At 71.4% G+C, this 20,731-nt stretch carries 20 protein-coding genes; 8 read left to right on the forward strand and 12 right to left on the reverse strand.

Annotation, left to right across the window (positions count from 1 at the left end):
• Positions 1 to 80: 80 nt before the first annotated feature.
• Positions 81 to 659, forward strand: coding sequence for a TetR family transcriptional regulator (locus tag AB0I15_RS04635; protein ID WP_358090101.1), 579 nt, complete (start codon positions 81 to 83; stop codon positions 657 to 659).
• Positions 660 to 678: 19 nt separating this feature from the next.
• Positions 679 to 1,434, forward strand: a complete 756-nt coding sequence (locus AB0I15_RS04640) for an SDR family oxidoreductase (protein WP_358090103.1) — start codon at positions 679 to 681, stop codon at positions 1,432 to 1,434.
• Positions 1,435 to 1,438: 4 nt separating this feature from the next.
• Here AB0I15_RS04640 and AB0I15_RS04645 read toward each other — a convergent pair whose 3' ends face one another.
• From AB0I15_RS04645 to AB0I15_RS04665, 5 genes are all read right to left on the reverse strand, one after another.
• Positions 1,439 to 2,131: a hypothetical protein gene (locus AB0I15_RS04645; RefSeq protein WP_358090105.1), complete on the reverse strand. Its 693-nt coding sequence runs from the start codon at positions 2,129 to 2,131 to the stop codon at positions 1,439 to 1,441.
• 221 nt (positions 2,132 to 2,352) lie between these two features.
• Positions 2,353 to 3,279 (reverse strand): substrate-binding domain-containing protein, encoded by a 927-nt coding sequence (locus AB0I15_RS04650; protein WP_358090108.1) that lies wholly within the window; start codon positions 3,277 to 3,279, stop codon positions 2,353 to 2,355.
• Positions 3,280 to 3,293: 14 nt separating this feature from the next.
• On the reverse strand, positions 3,294 to 4,253 hold the full coding sequence (locus tag AB0I15_RS04655; RefSeq protein WP_358090111.1) for an ABC transporter permease: 960 nt from the start codon (positions 4,251 to 4,253) through the stop codon (positions 3,294 to 3,296).
• Positions 4,254 to 4,391: 138 nt separating this feature from the next.
• Positions 4,392 to 5,894, reverse strand: a complete 1,503-nt coding sequence (locus AB0I15_RS04660; RefSeq protein ID WP_358090114.1) for a sugar ABC transporter ATP-binding protein — start codon at positions 5,892 to 5,894, stop codon at positions 4,392 to 4,394.
• A gap of 92 nt (positions 5,895 to 5,986) precedes the next feature.
• On the reverse strand, positions 5,987 to 7,507 hold the full coding sequence (locus AB0I15_RS04665; RefSeq protein ID WP_358090117.1) for an N-acetylmuramoyl-L-alanine amidase: 1,521 nt from the start codon (positions 7,505 to 7,507) through the stop codon (positions 5,987 to 5,989).
• Between the two features lie 185 nt (positions 7,508 to 7,692).
• On the opposite strand from AB0I15_RS04665, the gene AB0I15_RS04670 reads away from it, so the two are divergent.
• Positions 7,693 to 9,642, forward strand: a complete 1,950-nt coding sequence (locus AB0I15_RS04670) for a family 10 glycosylhydrolase (protein ID WP_358090120.1) — start codon at positions 7,693 to 7,695, stop codon at positions 9,640 to 9,642.
• 51 nt (positions 9,643 to 9,693) lie between these two features.
• The gene (locus AB0I15_RS04675; protein WP_358090123.1) at positions 9,694 to 10,785 is read left to right on the forward strand and encodes a histidine kinase; all 1,092 of its coding nucleotides are present in this window, start codon (positions 9,694 to 9,696) and stop codon (positions 10,783 to 10,785) included.
• A 2-nt stretch (positions 10,786 to 10,787) separates the two neighbouring features.
• Here the strand turns inward: AB0I15_RS04675 and AB0I15_RS04680 are convergent, their stop codons facing one another.
• Positions 10,788 to 11,165 carry a YbaB/EbfC family nucleoid-associated protein gene (locus AB0I15_RS04680; protein ID WP_358090126.1) on the reverse strand — a complete coding sequence of 126 codons (378 nt, stop codon included), beginning with the start codon at positions 11,163 to 11,165 and terminating at the stop codon, positions 10,788 to 10,790.
• A 16-nt stretch (positions 11,166 to 11,181) separates the two neighbouring features.
• Positions 11,182 to 11,571, reverse strand: coding sequence for a YbaB/EbfC family nucleoid-associated protein (locus AB0I15_RS04685; protein WP_358090129.1), 390 nt, complete (start codon positions 11,569 to 11,571; stop codon positions 11,182 to 11,184).
• A gap of 138 nt (positions 11,572 to 11,709) precedes the next feature.
• Here AB0I15_RS04685 and AB0I15_RS04690 point away from each other — a divergent pair, with 138 nt between their 5' ends.
• From AB0I15_RS04690 to AB0I15_RS04705, 4 genes are all read left to right on the forward strand, one after another.
• Positions 11,710 to 12,030, forward strand: coding sequence for a hypothetical protein (locus AB0I15_RS04690; protein WP_358090132.1), 321 nt, complete (start codon positions 11,710 to 11,712; stop codon positions 12,028 to 12,030).
• Positions 12,021 to 13,151, forward strand: a complete 1,131-nt coding sequence (locus AB0I15_RS04695; RefSeq protein ID WP_358090135.1) for a hypothetical protein — start codon at positions 12,021 to 12,023, stop codon at positions 13,149 to 13,151. The genes AB0I15_RS04690 and AB0I15_RS04695 overlap by 10 nt, the downstream gene beginning before the upstream one ends.
• Entirely contained in the window at positions 13,145 to 13,828 is a 684-nt protein-coding gene (locus AB0I15_RS04700) for a hypothetical protein (RefSeq protein ID WP_358090138.1), read from the forward strand. The genes AB0I15_RS04695 and AB0I15_RS04700 overlap by 7 nt, the downstream gene beginning before the upstream one ends.
• Before the next feature lie 141 nt (positions 13,829 to 13,969).
• Complete coding sequence (locus AB0I15_RS04705; protein WP_358090141.1) at positions 13,970 to 15,097, forward strand: monooxygenase; 1,128 nt, start codon at positions 13,970 to 13,972, stop codon at positions 15,095 to 15,097.
• Positions 15,098 to 15,227: 130 nt separating this feature from the next.
• On the opposite strand, the gene AB0I15_RS04710 is transcribed toward AB0I15_RS04705, so the two are convergent.
• Genes AB0I15_RS04710 through AB0I15_RS04730 form a run of 5 tightly spaced genes read right to left on the reverse strand, consistent with a single transcriptional unit; the run spans position 15,228 to position 20,729 of the window.
• On the reverse strand, positions 15,228 to 16,649 hold the full coding sequence (locus AB0I15_RS04710) for an aspartate aminotransferase family protein (protein WP_358090143.1): 1,422 nt from the start codon (positions 16,647 to 16,649) through the stop codon (positions 15,228 to 15,230).
• A 37-nt stretch (positions 16,650 to 16,686) separates the two neighbouring features.
• Positions 16,687 to 17,106 (reverse strand): hypothetical protein, encoded by a 420-nt coding sequence (locus tag AB0I15_RS04715; RefSeq protein WP_358090146.1) that lies wholly within the window; start codon positions 17,104 to 17,106, stop codon positions 16,687 to 16,689.
• Between the two features lie 32 nt (positions 17,107 to 17,138).
• Positions 17,139 to 18,317, reverse strand: coding sequence for an ABC transporter permease (locus AB0I15_RS04720; protein ID WP_358090149.1), 1,179 nt, complete (start codon positions 18,315 to 18,317; stop codon positions 17,139 to 17,141).
• Positions 18,317 to 18,991 carry an ABC transporter ATP-binding protein gene (locus tag AB0I15_RS04725; RefSeq protein WP_358090151.1) on the reverse strand — a complete coding sequence of 225 codons (675 nt, stop codon included), beginning with the start codon at positions 18,989 to 18,991 and terminating at the stop codon, positions 18,317 to 18,319. Before AB0I15_RS04725 ends, AB0I15_RS04720 begins: the two co-directional genes overlap by 1 nt.
• Positions 18,984 to 20,729 (reverse strand): peptidoglycan-binding protein, encoded by a 1,746-nt coding sequence (locus AB0I15_RS04730; protein ID WP_358090154.1) that lies wholly within the window; start codon positions 20,727 to 20,729, stop codon positions 18,984 to 18,986. Before AB0I15_RS04730 ends, AB0I15_RS04725 begins: the two co-directional genes overlap by 8 nt.
• Positions 20,730 to 20,731: the final 2 nt, after the last annotated feature.

Consider the following 20,731-nt stretch of genomic DNA (forward strand, 5'->3'; position numbering starts at 1 on the left):
TCAGGAAGCGGACTTTTCTCTTCTTGACCGGGCCACTTCTTTTTTGACCGATCGTTCTCGATAGTGCTAGCTTGATCGGCGTGGCAAGGAGCAAGGAGTTCGACCCCGACGTCGCCCTGCAGCGGGCGCTCGAGCTGTTCTGGGAGCGCGGGTTCGAGGCGACCTCGATGACCGACCTCGTGGAGCACCTGGGCGTGGCCCGGGCGAGCATCTACGCGACCTTCGGTGGCAAGCGGGAGCTCTATCTGAAGGCGCTGGAGCGCTATCTCGAGCAGAGCGACGTGGTCGGGCCGCTGTCCCAGCCTGGTCCCGCGCTGCCGGCCGTCCGTGCCTTCCTCGACGCCTACGTGGCCGAATGCCTGGCCGACGAGCTGCGGCGGGGTTGCATGGTGGTCAACACGGCGGTCGAGTTCGCCTCGCGCGACGCGGTCGTCTCGCGCAAGGTGCTGGCGAGCTGGGCCGGGCTGGAGACCGCGCTGGCCGGCGCGCTGGTCAGGGCGCGCGCCCAGGGGGAGATCCCGGCGGGCAAGGACCCCTACGCGCTGGCCCGGTTCCTGCTCGTGCTGGTGCAGGGGATCAAGGTGCTCGGCAGAGCCGACCCCGAGCCGCGACGGTTGCGCGACGCGGTGGATCAGGCCATGAATGCTGTCCAAATTTAAGAACGATTGGTATGGAATTATGACAGGTCGTTTTACGGGCAAGATCGCACTCGTCACGGGCGCGAGTGGGGTCGTCGGGCGGGCCGCGGCGCTGGCGTACGCGCGGGAGGGCGCGGCGGTGCTCGCCGCGGGGCGCGACGAGGCCCGGCTGGCCGAGGTCGTGAAGCTGGCGGATGGGGGGCGGGTGAGCGCGTTCGCCGTGGACATCACCCGCTCGGCCGAGGTCGCCGCCATGGTCGAGGCCGCCGTCACCCGCTACGGCGGGCTCGACATCGCGCTCAACGCGGCCGGGGTCTTCGGCACGGTGGCGCCGCTGGCCGACTACGACGAGGACCTCTGGGACGACGTACTCGCGGTCAACCTCAAGGGCGTGTTCCTGTCGATGAAGCACGAGATCGCGTACATGCGGGGGCACGGCGGGGGCACGATCGTCAACGTGGCCTCCAACCTCGGCGCGCACTGGCGCCTGGCCGGGGCGAGCGCCTACGCCGCCTCCAAGGCCGCCGTCAGCCACCTGACCCGCACCGCGGCCCGCGACCACATCGCCGACGGCGTACGTGTCAACGCCCTCAGCCCGGGCCCGATCGACTCGCCCATGTCGATGCGGCCGGGCGAGACCACGCACGACCGGGACGAGCGGATGAAGGGCGCACTGCCGATCGGCCGCGTGGCCACCCCGGAGGAGATCGCGGCCGCCGCGCTGTGGCTGTCGTCGCCGGAGTCGAGCTTCGTCGTCGGCCACGACCACGTCATCGACGGCGGCGCCACGGCCTGATCCGTCAGCGCGGGGTTCGGAGCCGCCGTGGCAAGGTGCGACAGGCCCCGGGCAGGCTCAGCGCCAGCAGGACGAGGGCCGGCACCACGGTGAAAGACATCGGCGGCAAGGGACCACTGGGGAACAGGCTCAGGGTGAGCCAGGCCAACAGGCCCATGTCCAGCTCATCCATCGACATGGCCCCGCCGGCCACCAGGGACACGACCACGGCCCAGTAACCGATGAGGAACGCCGCCACCCGCCGAGCCACCACTCCGGCCGACGCCGGCGGCGGCTCCTCCGCGGGGCCTGTCATCTGGCCGGCGACCAGCACCAGCACGGCGGCCGTCAACAGGAGGAGCATGCTCGTGTTCGTCCCGAACCGGGCTCCCGCCTCCGCGAACCACGGGCCGCTGAAAACGCGCGCCTCGCCACAGGCTCCGGGGGTGAAATAGGTGCGGGTGAGTGGTTCGAGCACGGCGTACAACGTCAGGATCGCCGCCACCCGCCGCCCCATCACAGCGGACCGCGATCGGATCCAGGCCATCAGCACGACGAGCGCGGGGACGGCCCAGTGCAACGTGAGCGACAGCATGGCGCGGGTGTCCGCGCGCAGCGGCAGGACGTACTGATCCGACGTGACCGGCTGCGGGAAGAGCGCAGCGGGGCAGTAGATCCACCATCCAACGTCGGGCCCGATGCTCCACAGCTCCCACATCGGGTAGACGGCGGCACAAAGGGCTGCCGGCCACGCGAAAATGGCTGATCGCGACAAGTCGATCTCCGTTTTCTTGCGCCACCTTAGCGGCAGGCCGACCGGAGATCGTTGGTCCTCTCGTCCGGGATCGCGACTTCGACCGGCGCTCGTCGGGCGCTCGTCCGGCGCTCGTCAGGCGTGGTGGCGCGAGCCGGCACGTGGCGTTCCACCTGGGGCACCCCTCAGGACGTCAAGAAGTCCGTGACGTTCTCCTTGTCCGCGACCTTCACCGGCACCGCCACCGACTTCTTGATCGTCTCGCCGTTGGCGGCCTTGATGGCGGAGTCGACCGCCTGCTGGCCGAGGAGCCGGGGCTGCTGGGCGATGGTGGCGGCCATCGTGCCCGCCTGGACCGCTTTCAGCCCTTCCGGGGTCCCGTCGAAGCCGATCACCGTGACCTGCTTACCCGCCCTGGACCCGAGCGCCTTGATCGCGCCCAGCGCCATCTCGTCGTTCTCCGCGAACACGCCGGTCACGTCGGGATGCGACTGGAGGAGGTTCGTCATCACGTCGAGCCCCTTGGTCCGGTCGAAGTCGGCCGGCTGCCTGGCCACGACCTTGACGTCCGGGTACGCCGCGATGCCCTCGTTGAAGCCCCGGTCCCTGAAGTTCGTGGCGGAGGTGCCGGGCGTCCCCTGGAGCACCACCACGATGCCCCGCCTGCCGATCCGCTGGGCCAGTTCCTGCGCCGCCATCCTGCCGCCGGACAGATTGTCAGAGGCCACGGTCTGCGCCACCTCGGCCCCGGTGACGACCCGGTCGGCGGCGATCACCGGGATCCTGGCCCGGTCGGCGGCCTTGACCGCCGGGGCGGCGGCGTTGGAGTCGACCGGATTGATGATGATCGCCTTCATGTTCTGGCTGGTGAAGTTCAGGACCTGGTTCACCTGATGGGAGGCGTCGTTCTGGGCGTCGGTGACGGTCAGCGCGGCGCCCAGCCTGATCGCCTCGGACTGCGCGCCGTCGCGGAGCTGGACGAAGTACGGGTTGTTCAACGTGGAGATCGACATCCCGATCTTCACCCCGCCCGCGGACCCGGAGGGCCCGCTCCCTGACGAACCGCACGCGGCCAGGCAGAGCACTGTCATGACGATCGCGGGAATCCGCATGATCTCATCCCTTTCTAGTACGTACCCCTGCGCCGCAGGGTGTCGACGAGGACCGCGAGCGCGATCACCACGCCGATCACGACCTGCTGCCAGAACGCCGACACCGACAGCAGGTTCAGGCCGTTACGCAGGACGGCCAGGATGAGCGCGCCGATGAACGTGCCCAGCGCCTTGCCCTTCCCGCCGGACAGGCTCGCCCCGCCGATCACCACGGCCGCGATCGCGTCGAGCTCGTAGCCGGCCGCCGCCTGCGGTTGCGCCGAGGACAGACGGCTGGCCAGCACGATCCCGGCCACCGCGGCGAACCCGCCGGCCAGCGCGTACGTGACGAGCTGCTGCCGGCTCACGTTGATCCCGGACAGCCGGGCGGCCTCCGCGTTGCCGCCGATGGCGTACATGGCGCGGCCCGGGTAGGTCCGGTTGAGTATCACGGCCGCGATCACGCCCATGATCACCATCACCACGAGCGGCACCGGCAGGTAGCCGACCGTTTCGCCCAGGCGCGAGACCTCCTCCGGCATGCCGATCGGGCTGCCCCGCGAGATGACCAGGGCCAGGCCGCGGGCGATGCCCAGCATGGCCAGCGTGGCGATGAACGGCGGCAGCTTCCCGTACGCGATGAGGATCGCGTTGACCAGCCCGCACGCGACGCCGATCGCCAGTGACGCCAGCGTGGCCACCGGCCATGGCACCCCGGCGACGGTCGAGCTCCAGGCCAGGCCGATCGCGGAGAGCGCCGCCACGGAGCCGACGGACAGGTCGATGCCGCCCGTCACGATCACGAACGTGGCCCCGAAGGCCAGGATCGCGGTGACGGCGGCCTGGACGCCGACGTTGAGCAGGTTCGTCACGCTCAGGAAGTCGGCCGACAGCAGCGACAGCGCCACGACCAGCATGACGAGCGCGGCCAGCGCGCCGTTCTCGGCGAACCACGCGGCCACCGGGGACCGGCGCGTGAGTGCCTGAGCCGTCACGGGGACGCCTCCGACCCGGGTGGCGGCGCGGCGGCGCACGCAGGACGCCCCGACCCGGGTGGCGGCGCGGCGCACGCAGGACGCCCCGGCCCGGATGGCGGCGCGGCGGAGTGCGCAGGACGCTCCACGTGAAACACCTCAGCGGGCACGGGGTCCCTCCACTTCCGTGACCGCGAGGGCCATCACGCTGTCCTGCGTCGCCTGGCTCGCGGGCAGTTCGCCGACGAGGCGTCCTCGCGCCATGACCAGGACGCGATCGCTCATGCCGAGCACCTCCGGCAGGTCGCTGGAGATCATGAGCACGGCGTGCCCAGACTCGGTGAGCCCGTTGATGAGCTGGTAGATCTCGACCTTGGCCCCGACGTCGATGCCACGGGTCGGCTCGTCGAGGATGAGCACGCCCGCGTTCGCCACCAGCCACTTGCCGATGACCACCTTCTGCTGGTTGCCGCCGGACAGCGTGCGGACCTCCTGGTCGAGCCCCGTCATCCGGATGCCGAGCCGCCGGGCCACCTCGGCGGCGGCCTCGCGCAGCCTGGAACGATCCACGAAGCCGGCCCTGGTCGCGTCGCGCATGAGGACCAGGCCCAGGTTCTCGCCGATGCCGGCGCCCAGCACGAGCCCCTGGCCCTTGCGGTCTTCCGGGACCAGGCCCAGCCCGGCCTCCATCGCGAGGTGCACGTCGCCGGGCGGCAGCCGCCGGCCTCGTACGCGGACCTCGCCCGAGTCGTAGTGGTCGGCGCCGAACACGGCCCGCGCCACCTCCGTGCGGCCCGCCCCGACGAGCCCGGCCACGCCGACCACCTCGCCCGCCCGCACCTCGAACGACACGTCGTCGAACGCTCCCTTGCGGGTCAGCTTCGACACCCGCAGCAGCGGCTCGCCCGGCGCGGCCGGCCGGCGCGGGTACTGCTGGTCGATGGGCCGCCCGACCATGAGGCCGATCAGCTCGTCCGGGGAGGCGCTCGCGGGCATCTCGGCCACCGACCTGCCGTCGCGCAGCACGGTCACCCGGTCGCCGATCTCGGCGATCTCCTCCAGGTGGTGGGTGATGAACACGATCGCCACGCCCGCGTGACGGAGCTGGCGCACGATCGTGAACAGCCGGTCGACCTCACCTGTGGTGAGCACGGCGGTCGGCTCGTCCATGATCAGCATGCGGGCGTCCAGCCCCAGCGCCTTGGCGATCTCGACCATCTGCATGCGGGCGATGCCCAGCCGGGCGACGGGCGTGCGCGGGTGCACGTCCACGCCGACCTGGCCGAGCAGCCGGATGGCCCGCTCCTCCACGCGCTTGAAGTCGACGAACCCCAGCCTGCGCGGCGGGCGGCCGAGCGACAGGTTCTCCGCGACCGTGAGCTGCGGGACCAGGTTGAACTCCTGGTAGATGGTCGCGATGCCGAGCCGCTGCGCGTCGCCCGCGGTGCGGAGCGCGACGGGCTCGCCGTCGAGGAGCACCCGGCCGCCGTCGGGGTGGTAGGCGCCGGAGAGGATCTTGATCAGCGTGCTCTTGCCCGCGCCGTTCTCGCCCAGCAGGACGTGCACTTCGCCGGTGCGCAGGCTCAGGTCCACGCCGTCGAGCGCGACCACGCCGGGGAAGACCTTGCGCAGCCCCTCGGCCCTGAGTATCTCCTGCCTCACACCATGATCTCTTTCCGCTACACAGCGTGATGAATCATGGAAAAGTCACGGCCCGCGCCCGAGAGGAACGGGCGCGGGCCGTGGCGGTCAGGTCAGACCCGGCTGATGCGCACCGCGTCCGCGATGACGAGGCCGGTGCCCGAGGTCCATCTGCTCACGCCGACGACGTTCTGCGTGCCGGCGCTGAGGCTGAACGTGCCGATGCTGCGCCAGGCTCCGCCGCCTGAACGCTGGTCGACGTAGACGGTCTGGTTACCGCCCGCCGCCGCCACGATGTACGGCGCCGAGCTGTTGTATCCGGCGTCCGCCGGATACCAGACCTCCACCTGGTACGTGCCCGTGGTGGGGATCGCGGCCGAGTACCAGGCCGGGTCGCTGGCGGCGACCGGGTCGGCGAAGCGGTAGTCGGCGCCGTGGCGCTGGCTGGAGTAGGCGGAGGTGCCCCAGTTGGCGCTGGCGGTGAACTGGCCGGCGGTGGCGTTGTCCACCGTGGTCGTCCACGACGGGGTGCCGCCGCCACCGGTCACGTAGTTCATGTACGTGGTCCAGTTCCAGTGCGAGCCCGGGTCGGTGTGGGTCGCGCCCGGCACCTCGTTGTGGCCGATGATGCCGGTCCTGGTCTTCGGGATGCCGTACTTGTCGCACAGGGCGCGGGTCAGTGCGGCCGACGCCCGGTACATCGCGTCGGTGAACCACGAGGCGTCGTTGACGAAGCCCTCGTGCTCGATCCCGATGGAGCGGTTGTTGTAGCTGGAGTTCCCCGCGTGCCAGGCGACGTCCTTGTCCCGCACCATCTGGGTGATGGCGCCGTTGGACGACTTGACCACGTAGTGCGCCGAGACCTGGGCGCTGGGGTTCTGGAACCAGGAGATGGTGCCCGCGTACGAGCCCTGGGTGACGTGGATGACCACCCGGTCGATGTTGTAGCTGGTCTCGCGGTTGGACACCCGGTAGTTGGAGGAACTGGCCGCCACCCACGCGGCGGGCGGGTAGTCGGGGCTGGCGACCTCGGCCTGCGTGCCGCTGAGGTCGCGGGCCTTGGCGTACTCGCCGCGGTCGGCGGTGACCTCCTGCGGCTTGACCTGTACGCCGCGGGCGTCGATGCCGAGGCCGATCGGCTCGTAGACCGCGTCGGCGTAGAGGCGGGCCAGCTCGGGGGAGGTGGCGTTGCCGTACTTGGCCACGGCCTGGTACCAGCGGCCGATGTCCTTTCTGGCGGTCTCGTCGAGGCCCAGCTTGTCGGCGTGGGCGCGCAGGACGGCCGCGCCGCCGAGGATGTTGGCCTCGTCGTCGGACTTCAGCTTGTCGGCCGGGAGCTTGGTGAGCTCGGCGGCCTGCTCGAGCGAGTGGTTGGTGGGGTTGCTGACCAGGTGCATCAGGCCGAAGCCGTTGCTGGCGCTGGGCTCGCCGTTGTGTCCGTCGAGGTGGGTCTCGGCGTAGGCGAGGGCCACGAGCAGGTCGCGCGGCACGTCGTGCTCGGCGGCCGCCTTGGCGAAGGCGGCGGGGAGCGGGGCGTCCTTGACCTCGGACCACGCAGGCTGGGCTGCGGAGATGAGGAGGACGGCAAGGGCTGAGGTGGCGAGGGCTGCTAATCGCGTGCGGGCGAGAGTCATGGGGGTGCTCCTCGTTCACAGGTGACGGGAGCACGCTACGGCAGCGTCTGACTAATGTCGATAATTGACATTACTCGTGTGGTGGGTGAAACTTTCCGCCCTGACTTTGCGGGGTCAGAGATTGGGTCCCCTCGATGTTGTGAAAACTATTGCGCTTTGATTCGATTGCGCTGAAACTTCCCTTCGTGACCGCGCTCCTGCGTACCGTTCTGGCGGCGCTCACCGCCGCACTCGTCAGCATCGTGGCCCCTACCTCCGCCGCGGCCGCCGCCTGCACGACCGATCCCGCGATGCCGAAACGGCAGCTCAGGGCGATGTGGATCTCGTCTGTCGCCAACATCGACTGGCCCAGCCGCACCGGGCTGAGCGTGTCGGCACAGCAGGCCGAGTTCCGCGCGTGGCTGGACCTGGCCGTGGCCAAACGCATGAACGCCGTGGTCGTGCAGATCAGGCCGACGGCGGACGCGTTCTGGCCCTCGCCGTACGAGCCGTGGTCGCAGTGGCTGACCGGCACCCAGGGCGGCAACCCGGGCTACGACCCGCTGGCGTTCATGGTCGGCGAGGCCCACGCCCGCAACCTGGAGTTCCACGCCTGGTTCAACCCGTACCGGGTCGCCAACCACGACGACCCCGCCAAGCTGGTGTCCTCGCACCCCGCGCGGCAGCACCCCGACTGGCGTTTCGCCTACGGCGGCAAGCTCTACTACAACCCGGGTCTTCCTGAGGTCCGCGACTTCATCGAGGACGCGATCATGGACGCCGTCTCCCGCTACGACGTGGACGGCGTGCACCTCGACGACTACTTCTACCCCTATCCGGTGAGCGGCCAGGCCATCCCCGACTCCGCCGCCTACGCCAAGTACGGCGGCTCCTTCACCAACGTCGGCGACTGGCGGCGCGAGAACGTCAATCTCCTGGTACGCGAGCTCGACCAGCGCATCCACGCGGCCAAGCCGCACGTGTCGTTCGGGATCAGCCCGTTCGGCATCTGGCGCAACTCCGGCACCGACCCGCTCGGCTCGCGCACCTCGGGGCTGCAGTCGTACGACGCGATCTACGCCGACAGCAGGAAATGGGTCAAGCAGGGCTGGGTGGACTACCTGGCGCCGCAGATCTACTGGCACATCGGCTTCTCCTCGGCCGCGTACGAGGTGCTCACCGCCTGGTGGTCCGACGCCGTCAGGGGCACCGACGTGCAGCTCGTCATCGGCCAGGCCGCCTACCGAGCGGGCGCGTCCGGGCAGGAGGCCGCCTGGCAGGATCCGGCCGAGCTGAGCGACCACCTGACCGACAACAGGAAACATCCCGAAGTGGTCGGTGACGTCTTCTTCAGCGCCAAGGACGTCAAGGCCGACCGGATCGGCGCGTTCACCAGGGTCGTCAACGCCCACTACGGCAAACCGGCGCTGCTGCCCGCCCGCGGCTCCGCGGCCGCGCCCGCCGCGCCGTCGATCACCTCGGCCACCCGCGTCTCGAACGGCGTCCAGCTCGCCTGGACGGGCTCGGCCGCGTCGTACGCGGTCTACCGGGTGGACGGCACGCCGTCGGCCGCCGACCCGTGCTTCTTCGCCGACGCCCGCAACCTGGTCAGGACGACCACGCAGAAGACGTTCACGGACACGACCGCGACCGGAACCGCCTACACCTACTACGTGAGCGCGCTCAACCGGACCCACCAGGAGAGCGCGCCGAGCGCCGGCCGGGCTGTGGGCTCCGGCGGGGGCGGCACGTTCAGCGTGGTGATCGACAACGCCGACGACGGGTTCGCCGCGAGCTCGTCCTGGGGCACCTCGACCTTCTCCGGGCAACTGCACGGCGGCGACTACCGCTTCGCCGACCCGGTCTCGGCCAGCGATCCGGCCTGGTACCAGGCGGCCATCCCGAGCGCCGGCAACTACCGGGTGGAGGTGTGGTATCCGGCGAACGCGGGCTACAACAGCGCGACGCCGTACATCGTGGCGGCCTCGGGCGGGAACCAGACCGTCACCGTCGACCAGCGCTCGGGGGGTGGGCAGTGGCGGGTGCTGGGGACGTACGCGCTGGCGGCGGGGACGTACAACGTGGTCGGGGTGAGCCGGTGGACCTCCACGACGGGGTACGTGATCGCCGACGCCGTCCGTGTCACCCGGGTCTGAGTCGCCGATCAGAGGCTGGGCAGGCCCGGCGGGTGATCGTACGATGAGCCGGTGGACGGTGCCCGCCCGCGACCGATCGACGCGATCGCGGTCCTGGTCGCGGCAGGCTTGACGCCGGCGACCGGCTACACGGGTCCGGGCCTGGTGATCCTGCTGGTGGGGGCGCTGCCGGTGCTCTGGATGCGCCGGGCGCCCCTCACCGTGGCCTGGATCAGCGCGGGCACGGCGATCGCCCTGCCCGTGCTGTCCGTGCTCGTGCCCGCCGCCGTGCCGCCGCCCGCGGCCGACGCGCCGCTCTGGCCGCCCACGTGCGCGTTCGCCGCGTACGGCGCGGTGGTGTTCACCGCCGAGCGGCACCGCGGGCTGGCCCAATGGCTGCCGGTGACGGTTCTCGCCCTCGCCGTCCTGTCGCTGCCCGACCGGCTCCCGCTGATCGCCCGCACCGAGGCCGTCATCGCGCTGGCCTCCATCTACGGCATGTACGTCTCCGTCAGGGAACGCCTGCGCCACGAGCTGGCCGAGCGTTCCGAGCGGGTGGAGCGCGAGCGGCTGGCCGGCGAGATGCACGACGTGGTCACCCACCGCGTGAGCCGGATGGTGCTCCAGGCCGGGGTGCTGGCCCTGGCCGCCCGGAACGAACGCGCCAGGGCGGCGGCCGAGGACATCCGCGCGACCGGCTGCGAGGCGCTGGACGAGCTGCGGCACATGGTGGCGCTGCTGCGGCGCGGCACCGGGGAGGGCTTCGACCTGGGGCTGCCGCTGCCCGACCTGCGGTCACTGGTGACCGAGTCCGCCCGGGAGGGCATGCCCGTCGAGCTGACGGTCGACGGGACACCGGTGCCGGTCTCGGGGCTGGTGGGGCGGACGGCGTACCTGGTGGTGCAGGAGGCGCTGGCCAACGTGCGCAAGCACGCGCCGGGGGCGGACGCGACCGTGCGGGTGCGTTACCTGCGCGGCTCGGTCCGGATCGGCGTGCGCAACACTCCGGGGCAGCCGGAGGCGTGGGTCACCGCCGCCGAGCCGGGCATGAGCCTGCTCGACCTGCGGCGGCGGGTGGAGCTGGCCGGCGGCACTCTGGAGACCGGTCAGGAGGAGGACGGCGGTTTCCACGTCGAGGCGACCTTCCCCGCCGCACCGTCGTGAACTCAGCTCCAGTCGGTCAGCAGGCGCTGGAACCGCTCGCTCGCCCCCACCGGGTCGAAGTCCGGGATGGCCGCGCGCATGAGGTCGTGCGTCTGCCGCTGGGCGTCCTCGCGGGCCGCGTGCACCGCGGCGAGCGTCTGCTCGGCCAGCTCCTGGCTGCTCACCCGGGTCGCGCGGGGCCCGTAGGTCACGCCGAGGACCCGGCCGTTCACGTCCACGGTCGCCTTGACCTGGCCCGCCGCCGTCTCGCCCGCCCCGACGATCTGGTCCAGGTCCTCCTGCGCCGTCTCCAGCCAGGCCAGCACCTGCCCGCCCTGGCGGGCCACCTCGTCGATGCTCTGGTCCGTGATGTCAGCGGGGTCGAACTGCCGGCCGTGCACGCTTGCCTCCCACACCCTAGGAAAGAAGATCGCGGGCGGCCTGCTCGACCCGCCCGCGTACGAAGGTCTCGTCGAGCGGCTGGGGCAGCGCGGCGGCTCGTTCGGCCGCGTCCATGATCTCCTGCGCCTTGCTCGCCGCGTCGTCCTGCGCAGCCCGGAGCACGGCGGTGACCTCACGGCCGAGCGCCGATTCGCCGAGCCGCAGCGCCCGCGGGTCGATGTGCAGCCTGGTCAGCCCGCTCTCGCCGTCGGCGGCCGCCTCGAACAGCCCGTCCTTGCTCTTCGCCAGACCTTCGACCTGCCGGATCGCGGACTGCGCCGCCTGGAGGTCGCGAATGACCCGCTGACCCTGGGCGGCGTATTCGACCAGGTATTCGGCGTCGTTGTCCGGTGTGGGTGGCCGCATGTCGGACCTCCGGCTGTCAGGAGAACGGACAGTCGCCCAGTGTAGACACATACTGCCGCGATCTTGACGCTGAGATGTAGATCTCATGAATGACAAGTACCGAAAAGATCATGACTTGTAACGATATGGTGCTGCGGCATGACGGGACTTGAGATCGCTTTGGGGGCGGTGGGGCAGGAAGCCACCCGGATCAGGACCCATGGTGAGGACTACAACACCGCGCTCGACCCGCTCAGGGTCCGCGGCGACGGGGTGTCCTCATTCGGGGACGACGGCCTGTTCGGCATGTTCACCAGCATGTACGCCGAGTGCCGCGCGGTGTCGATGGCCGCGCTCGACGGACTGTCCACGGTCATGGCCGAGACCGGCGACGGCCTGAACACCGTGGTCAGGAACACGCGTGACGGCGAGGCCGTGAACACGGAGCAGACCCAGAATCTCGGTCGCACATGGCTGTGATGCTCCCCCCGGAGGCGGCCGGGATGATGCAGTTGCTCGGCCCCTGGCCGAACATGAACGAGGACGACGTCAGGGCCGAGGGCAACGCCACACGCGTCGCCCAGTCCGGTACGGCGCCCGCGGCGGGCGCCGCCGATTCGGCCGTCCGCGCCACGCAGCAGGTCTACCGTGGCGAGTCCGCCGCCAACATGGAGAGCCACTGGAACAAGACCGGCGCGCAGGGCGGCCACGTCGCCCAGGCGAACTCGGCGATGAAGGTGATGCCGGTCGCCCTGGAAGGCACCGCTTCGGTGGTGTCGGCCGTGAAGGTGGCGGCGGGCACGCAGGCGGTGTTCACCGCGGTCGGTGTGGCCAAGGCGCTCATGTTCGGCGGGGCGGTCGGGGCGACGGTCGCGACGGCCCGGGTGCTGGCGTCGCGTCAGGCGGTCAGGAAGATCCTGCGCGAGGGCAGCGAGGGCACCGGCAAGGTGATCGCTCCCATCGTGCGCCGCCGGGTCACCGACCCGATGCGCCGCATCCTGGACGACCTGCGCCGCCCGGGAGGTCCCGGCCCACGCCTGGCCGCGGCCGGTCCGCGCGGTGGAGTCCCCCTGCGGACGTCCGGCCTGCGCAACCCGTCCGGCCCTCGGTCCCTCAAGGACGGCATCGCCAAGATGGGCCGCAACAACAGGCGGAACAACAGAGGCAACGGCCGCGACGACGGCGGGCGCAGAGGCGGCGGCTTCTTCGGCGGCCGAAGCTCGAACAGCAGCTCGGGCCGATCTTCCTGGCGCTCGGAGAACGACGGAAGAATCCACGGCGATCCGCCCAACAGCGCCAAGGGTATGACGGAGAAGGAGGCCAAGGAGGCCAAGGCCAAGCTCGAGAAGAGCATCAAGACGAGGAAGAAGGAGGAGGACCAGAAGGGCTACGAGGTCGGGCACGCGGAGCGCATCAGACGGGAAGAGAGGGCTCTCAGAGAGCTCAACGACAGCATCCGGCGCAAGCAGTACGACGCGCCGGTGGACTCGACGCCCTCGTCCAGCGGTGGCACGTACAACAGTGGGAGTTCGCAAGCCCAGGCCGACCGGTATCCCACTGACGAAGAATGGGCGAAGCAGCAGAGGGAGAGGAAGTGGTAGGCCCGATGCAGGCGCAGGCAGGCGAAGACCTGATCGAGCGCATCCGCACGCATCCGGACGACGGCGACATCGTGGGCGTGGCGGCCAACGACCTGCTGAGCGAGCTGTACGCGGGATACCCCGTCGAGAACCTCACCAGGCTGCTCCACAGCGGCGATGACCGGATCCTGCCGACGGCGGCCTGGTTGCTGTCGGAGCTGGCCGAGCTGGCCGAGCCGCTGATGGACGAGGTCCCGGCCCTCCTGTCGAGCCCGATCCGGACCGTGCGATACGACGCGATCGCGGTGGTGCTGGAGAACGCCGACGAGCGGCACGGGCCGATCGTCGCCCAGGTCATGAACCTGAGCGGTGATCCCGAGAGCGCCATCCGCTGGAAGGTCCTCGAGTTCCTGACCGAAGCCTCGATCGAGCAGCTCGAGGCAGGGGCGTCAGCCCTGCCCCCCGGTCAGGTCAGGGAACTGGCCGAGTGGCTGATCCTCCAGGACACCGAGGAGCCCGACCTGCCGGGCATCGTCATCCGGCTGGAGGAGGGCGACCCGGTGACCAGGCTGTTCGCCGCGGCGGCCGCCGCGAGCCTGTCCGACGAGCAGGACACGAGCCTGCTGCAGCGCGCGGCCCTGGTCGATCAGGAGGAGATCCGCTCGTTCGCCCAGGAGCGGCTGGACGAGCCGGAGTGAGCCGGGCCGAACCCGGCTGGGGAGCCGGAGTGAGACGGCCGTAGCGCGACCCTGGTCTGACGGCGTCGTCCTTCCGGAGTACGAGACGGAAACGTCCTGTGGAAGGATGCCGGGCGCGGTGCCGCGGGAGACCGTGGAGACATGCATCGACATCTTCGGACGGCCGCCTTACTCGTCGTGGTCGTCCTGCTCGCCTCGTGCGGTGTGGCGCCGACGTCCGCGGCCCCGGCCGGCCACTCGGGCCATGCGGCCAAGCCGACGGCTCCGGCGTCCCCGCTGCGCGCCGGTGAACGGTTCGTCAACCTCACCATGGCCGAGCCGTACCGGCCTGCCCGGCCCAACGGCGGCACGGATGACTATCGCTGCTTCCTCATCGATCCCGGGTTGACGAGCCGGGTGTCCCTGACCGGCGCCCAGTTCCAGCCGCAGAACACCGACATCGTCCACCACGCGATCTTCTTCAGGATCGCTCCCGACCAGGCCGCGAAGGCACGCGAGATCGACGCCGGCACACCGGGTCAGGGCTGGACCTGCTTCGGCGACGAGGGCGTCGGCGAGGCGTCCTGGGTGGCGCACTGGGCCCCCGGCACCAACGAGGCGCTCCTCGATCCCCGCTATGGCTACGACCTGCCCCCGGGCAGCCGACTGGTCATGCAGGTGCACTACAACACGCTGAACATCAAGGGTGAGCCGGGAACCGACCGGTCCGGCATCCGCCTCAGGGTGACCGACCAGCGACTGCGTCCTCTTGAGACCGGGCTGTTCGCGGCGCCGGTCGAGCTGCCCTGCACACCGCAGGAGTCGGGCCCGTTGTGCGACAGGGCCGCCGCCGTGAAGGACATCGGCAGGCGGTTCGGCACCGAGGCCCAGGAGGACTCCACGGACATGGAGCGGTTCTGCGGCCAGAAGAAGCCCGGCCCGACCCAGCACTGCGACCAGCCGATCCCCGCGCCGGCCGTGATCCACGGCATGGCCGGGCACATGCACCTGCTCGGCCGCGCGATCAAGGTGGAGCTCAACCCCGGCACGCCGAAGGCCAGGACGCTGCTCGACGTCCCCGAGTACAACTTCGACGATCAGTCGCTGCGCAAGCTGCCGGAGCCCGTTTCCGTCAAGAAGGGCGACGTGGTCCGGGTGACGTGCACCCACGACGCGAAACTCCGGTCCATGCTGCCGGAACTGCGCGAGCTCCAGCCCCGGTACGTGGTCTGGGGCGCCGGCACCAGCGACGAGATGTGCCTGGGCATCGCCATCATGTCGCTCACCTGACTCGCCCTGCCGAGGCGGCGGGCAGGGAAGAACCGATGACGCCGTCCCCCGCCACCGGGGTCTGCCCGGGCGGCGGGGATATGCGAGGGGATGTATCCGGCCTGGCCGGCGCGGGAGGGGGCGGCGTCGGTCACGTGCCGTACAGGATCGACAGGAACCGCACCAGCACCGTCTCCCGGGCCGCCGCCGGCAGGGCGTCCAGCACCGTGTTGACCACCGCCATCTCCGGCTGCCCGGCCCCGGGCCGCAGGTCCACCCCGATCGACGCGCTCAGCTCGGCGAACGTCGCGTCGTCGATCGCCTCCAGGTCCGTCTCCGCCACCAGCTCGACGATCCCGCCGGGCACCACGGCGGGGCCGCGCTCGCGGGCCGCCTCCGCCGACTCGGCGATCACCTTCAGCATGGCCTCGACGCCCGCCAGCGTGACCCCGGTGACCGTGACGTGCAGGTTGGGCGGGATGCCCGCGTAGGAGAGCTGCGGCTGCAGGAACCAGCCCCGAGCCCGCGCCTCGTCCGCCAGCACGAACACGTCGATCCCGTCGCCCGCGAACGCCACCAGCGACGACTCCGGCTCCCCGAGCACCCGCAGCCCCGGGATCGCGGCGATGCCCGCGCGCAGCCTGGCCGTGGCCGCCAGCGTGGCCCGCCCCAGCTCCAGGTAACCCTGCCGGCCCAGCGCCTGCAGTGTGGCCCAGGCGCCGCCGAGCGGGCCCGCCGACCTGGAGCTCTGCACGGTCGCGTTGATGACCGTGTAGCCGGGCCAGGCGGCCGAGGCGAAGTACGCCCTGCGCCGCATCGCGGGATCGGCGAAGAGCACGACGGAGGCGCCCTTGGGGGCGTAGCCGAACTTGTGCAGGTCACAGGAGATCGACGTGACCCCGGGCACGGACAGGTCGAACGGCGGGACCGCCGCGCCCGCCTCCCGCAGCCACGGCAGCAGCCAGCCGCCCACGCACGCGTCCACGTGACAGGCCACCCCCGCCGCCGCGGCCACGGCGGCCACCTCCGCGACGGGATCGATCACGCCCTGGGGATAGGACGGCGCGGAGGCGACGACCAGGATCGTGTCCTCGTCGACGGCCGCCTCGACGTCGCGCGCCCGCACCTTGTACGTCTCCAGGTCCACGGGCACGGCCACGACCTCCACGCCGAGGTAGTGCGCCGCCTTGTGGAAGGCCGGATGCGCGGTGACCGGCAGCACCAGGTTGGGCCGGGGCCGCCGGGCCGCGTCGCGGGCGGCCTTGACCGCCAGCATGATCGACTCGGTGCCGCCGCTGGTGAAGATGCCGTGGCCGCCGCCGAGCAGGTCGGCCACGGCGCCGACGACCTGCCGCTCCATCTCCACGATGCTGGGGAACGCGGTCGGGTCGAGGCAGTTGACCTCGAGCATTTCGAGGTAGACGCGGGTCGCGGCGTCGTTCACCTCGGCTCGGCCGGTGTCGTAGACGTAGGCGGTCACCTGGCCGCCGCGTACGGGCAGGTCGTGCGCCTTGAGCCGGGCCACCTCCGCCAGTAGATCTGTTACGGGCCTTCCGGCCGGGGGGAGGTTCACGCGACCGAAGGTAATTCGGTCGCGTCCTCCCGGTCAATCAGTCCGGTGCCCAGTACTTCTCCATGATCTTGTCCAGGTCACGCACCACGGGCTGCCAGGTCGAGGGCAGCGTGTAGCGGCTGACGCGTCGCTTGTCATAGGTGAGCGTGTACTTGATGAAGTCCGCGCCCTGCGGCGGTCGTTCCGTGCGGCCGATCCTCAGTTTCCCGAGGTGGCCGCGGAGCCGGCGCTTCTCCTTCGCGGTCAGGCACTTGTCGATCGTCGGCCCGGTACGCCGGCTGAGCCGGACGCACCCGCTGCCGTACACGATCACGCGGTCGTCGAGCCCCGCGAAGCCGCCCTGCTTGCGGAGGTCCACCAGCACCCGTTTCGATGCGATCTCCGCCTGTGCCGGTGCCATGGACGAGCTCAGCGCCAGGACGAGCACCGGCAGGAGCACGATTCGCCAGATCCTCATGTCCTCTTGGACGTTTCCGGGCCCGGAATGGCTCACCTGAGTGCGTCCACGGGCTCCATCCTGGCCGCGCGCAGCGCCGGGTAGAGCCCGGCCAGCAGCCCCACGACGGCGCCGGCGACCGGCGCGGTGATCGCCAGCCGCGCGTCGAGGAGCGGCGTCCACTGTTTCGCGGCCGAGACGGCGACGACGGTGACCACGCCCAGGGCGGCGCCGATCACGCCGCCGGTGAGTCCGATCAGCGTGGACTCCAGCAGGAACTGGGCGGCGATGTGCCGTCTGGCCGCGCCCAGCGAGCGGCGCAGGCCGATCTCGGGCACCCGCTCCATCACGGTGACGAGCGTGACGTTGGCGATGCCGACCGCCCCGACGACCAGCGAGACCAGGCCGAGGATCAGGAACAGCGCGTTGACGTCGTCCTGCGCCTGGTCCCTCGCCCGGGTGGGGCTGGGCGGGGCGACCACCTGCAGCAGGCTCTCGTTGCCGGGGCTGAGCGCGGCCGGGGCCTGCCCCGTGATCAGCCCGGTGGCGCCGAGGCTGGTGTTGACCAGCACCCTGGTGACGTCGCCCAGCCCGAACTGCCGCCCCACGGTGGGCGGCACGAGCACGGCGGTGCTCAGGTTCCGCTCGCGGCGCAGATCGCCGAGGATGCCGATCACCGTGTACGCGTGCTTGCCGATGAAGATCGCCGGAGCCCGGTCGAGCCGGGTGACGCCGAGCATCCTGGCCGCCTGGTCGCCGATCACCGCCACCCGGTCGCGCCGCCGGATGTGCCCGGCGTCGTAGAACCTGCCCCGCACCATCCGGCCCCGTGCCGCGTCCGGCAGCCCGGTCGTGGCGGCCAGCACGGTCAGGGAGTGCGTGGTGACCCTGGCCGGGTCCACGAGGTCGTTGGAGCGCACGGACAGGTTGGCGCCCTCCTCGCTCTCGGCCACCGCGGCGGCGGACTCGACGCCGCGTAGCCTGGTCAGCCGCTCGACCGCGTCCCATTCCACGAGCGGCCGGTCGGGGTTCTCCGGCACCTCCACGGTGATGGCCGTGGCCACCAGCGCGTCGAATCGGCCGACGATCTGGTTGCCCGCGGTGGCGGCCACGCCGAGCGTGACGACCAGCGTGGTGATGCCGAGCACGGTCCCGAGCGTGGTGAGCGCCGTGCGGACGGGCCGGGCCAGCATGCCGGCGACGGATTCGCCGACGAGGTCGCGTACGTGCATCACTCCTCCACCAGCGCGCCGTCGGTGATCCGCACCCGGCGCCCGGCGCGCCGGCTGACCTCCTGCTCGTGCGTGATGACCACGATCGTCAGTCCCTGCTCCCGCAGCTCGTCGAACAGGTCGAGCACCGCCTCGGTGTTGCGGCTGTCGAGGTTGCCCGTGGGCTCGTCGCAGAGCAGCAGGGACGGGGTGGCCATGAGGGCTCTGGCGATGGCCGTACGCTGGCGCTCGCCCCCGGACAGCCGGTCGGGCGGGAACCCGACCCGGTGAGCGAGGCCGACTCGCCCCAGCGCCGCCAGGGCCCGCTCCCGCCTGCCCTTGCGCCCCTGCGCGCCGTAGACCTCGGCGAGCATGACGTTCTCCACCACACTGCGGTGGGAGAGCAGGTGGAAGGACTGGAAGACGAAGCCGATCCGGTCGCCGCGCAGCCGGGTTCTGGCTCCGTCCCGCAGCGTGGTGGTCTCGGTGCCGTCGAGGCGGTAACCACCGGAATCGGGGCGGTCCAGCAGGCCCAGCACGTTCAGCAACGTGGACTTGCCGGAGCCCGAAGGGCCCACGATCGCCAGGTAGTCGCCCCGGCCCACCCGCAGCGAGACGTCGTCGAGCGCGCGGACCGGCGGCCGCGCGGGGAACTCCCTGCGGACCCGGGTCAGCTCGATGACCGGCTCAGGCACCGCTGACCACCACCCGGTCGCCCTCCTTGAGCGCGCCGGCGACCTCGACGTTCCCGTCGGCGGTCAGGCCCGTGCGCACCTCGACGTCTTGGGTCCTGTCCGTGGCGTACTCGACCCGTACCCGGGCCTTGCCGTCCGCCGAGGTGATCACCGCGGCCACCGGCACGACCAGCACCGGCTCCTCGGTCGCGCCGACCGTCACCCGCGCCGTCACCGCGGCGCCCGTCCGCAGCCCCTTCGCCGAGGACGGCGTGAACAGGACCGGCTGGGCACCCTCCACGGGCTGCTCGGCGCCGGGCACCTTGGCCTTGTCGCCGATCGCGGTGAGCCTGGCCGGGTACGACCGGCCCGTGTCCAGCTCGATGGTCGCGTCCATGCCGGCGCGCAGCAGCTCCGACTCGGCGGGCTCGACCGACCCGGTGACCACGAACGCCGAGCCGGTCACGGTGGCGACCTCGTCCTCGACGCGCTGGCCGGGCTTCACCGAGACCTTCCGCACCCGGGCGGGCAGCTTCGGCAGGAACACGATCTCGCCGGGCGGCACGGACACGCCGTACGTGCGGCTGTACTCGGCCAGCATCGCCCTGGCCGCCGCCACGTCCTGCCTGGCGCCGGCCACCTTCAGCCGCGACGGGGAGAGCTGCCTGGCCTGGCGCAGCGCCTGCTCGGCGGTGACCACCGCGTCCTTCGCGGTCCGCACGGCCTTGCGCAGCTCTTCGAGCTTGGCGGCTCTGGCCTGGCGCGCCTCCTCCAGGGCCAGCTCGCGCGCCTGCCTGGCGTCCGCCAGGTCGGCCCTGGCGTTGTCGGCCTTCAGCTCCAGCAGGCTCGTGTCGGTGGCCGCCGGCGGCGTGGGAACGGCCGTGGGAGTGCCCGTCGGGCCGGTCGTGGGCGCGGTCGTGGGCGCGGTCGTCGGTTTGGTCCTGGCCTCATCGAGCGCCCGCTCGGCTTCCTGCAGCTTCTCCTCGGCCGCGCGTACGGCCGCGTCGGCCGCCGCCAGCCTGGTCTCGTCCGCGGGCGTGAACTCCCGGGACCCGGCCTCCTGGAGCGCGGCGCGGGCCGACGTGAGATCGGCTCGCGCGTTGGTCAGCCTGACCTTCAGCGGCAGCACGTCGCGCCCCTGGTCGAGGGTCCGCTGCTCGGTCGCGAGGCTCTCCTGGGCACTCCGCACGGCCTTGCGCAGCGTCTCGTACGTCTGCCGGTCGGTCAGCGTCGGCTGCTGGGCCTCATACCCCTTCCTGGCGTAGAGCCTGGTGACGGCGGCGACCGTGGCCTGGTCGAACACGCCCGAGACCGGGGCGGTGTGGCCCAGCCGGCGCAGGGCCCGCTGCAACTGCTCGACGTCGTCCCCCCTGCCGCCGGGGGCGATCGTGCGGTGCATCGGCACCTGGCCGCGCAGCGCGAACACGGGGCGGCCGTTGACCTCCATGAGCACGGCGCCCTCCTTGATCCTGCCCTTGCGCGGCGCCCGGGTGGCCCGCTGCATCTCCGACGTGCCGCCGACCACCCCGGCCAGGGTGATCGGCAGCGGGGAGCCGTACTCGAGCGTGCCGCTGAGCACGACGGTGCTGACGAGCTTGCGGCGTTCGACGGTGGCCGTGATGAGTGAGGCGGCGGGCGCGGCGCGGCGGGCCGCCTCGTCGGCGGGGGAGCGCAGGCGGGTGCTCACCGCCCAGCCCGCGCCCGCGATGAGCACGACGCCCGTCAGCACGCCGGCGAGCGTTCTGTGTGACGATCTCATGA

This window comes from Nonomuraea sp. NPDC050643 (assembly GCF_040654715.1).
Lineage (GTDB): Bacteria > Actinomycetota > Actinomycetes > Streptosporangiales > Streptosporangiaceae > Nonomuraea.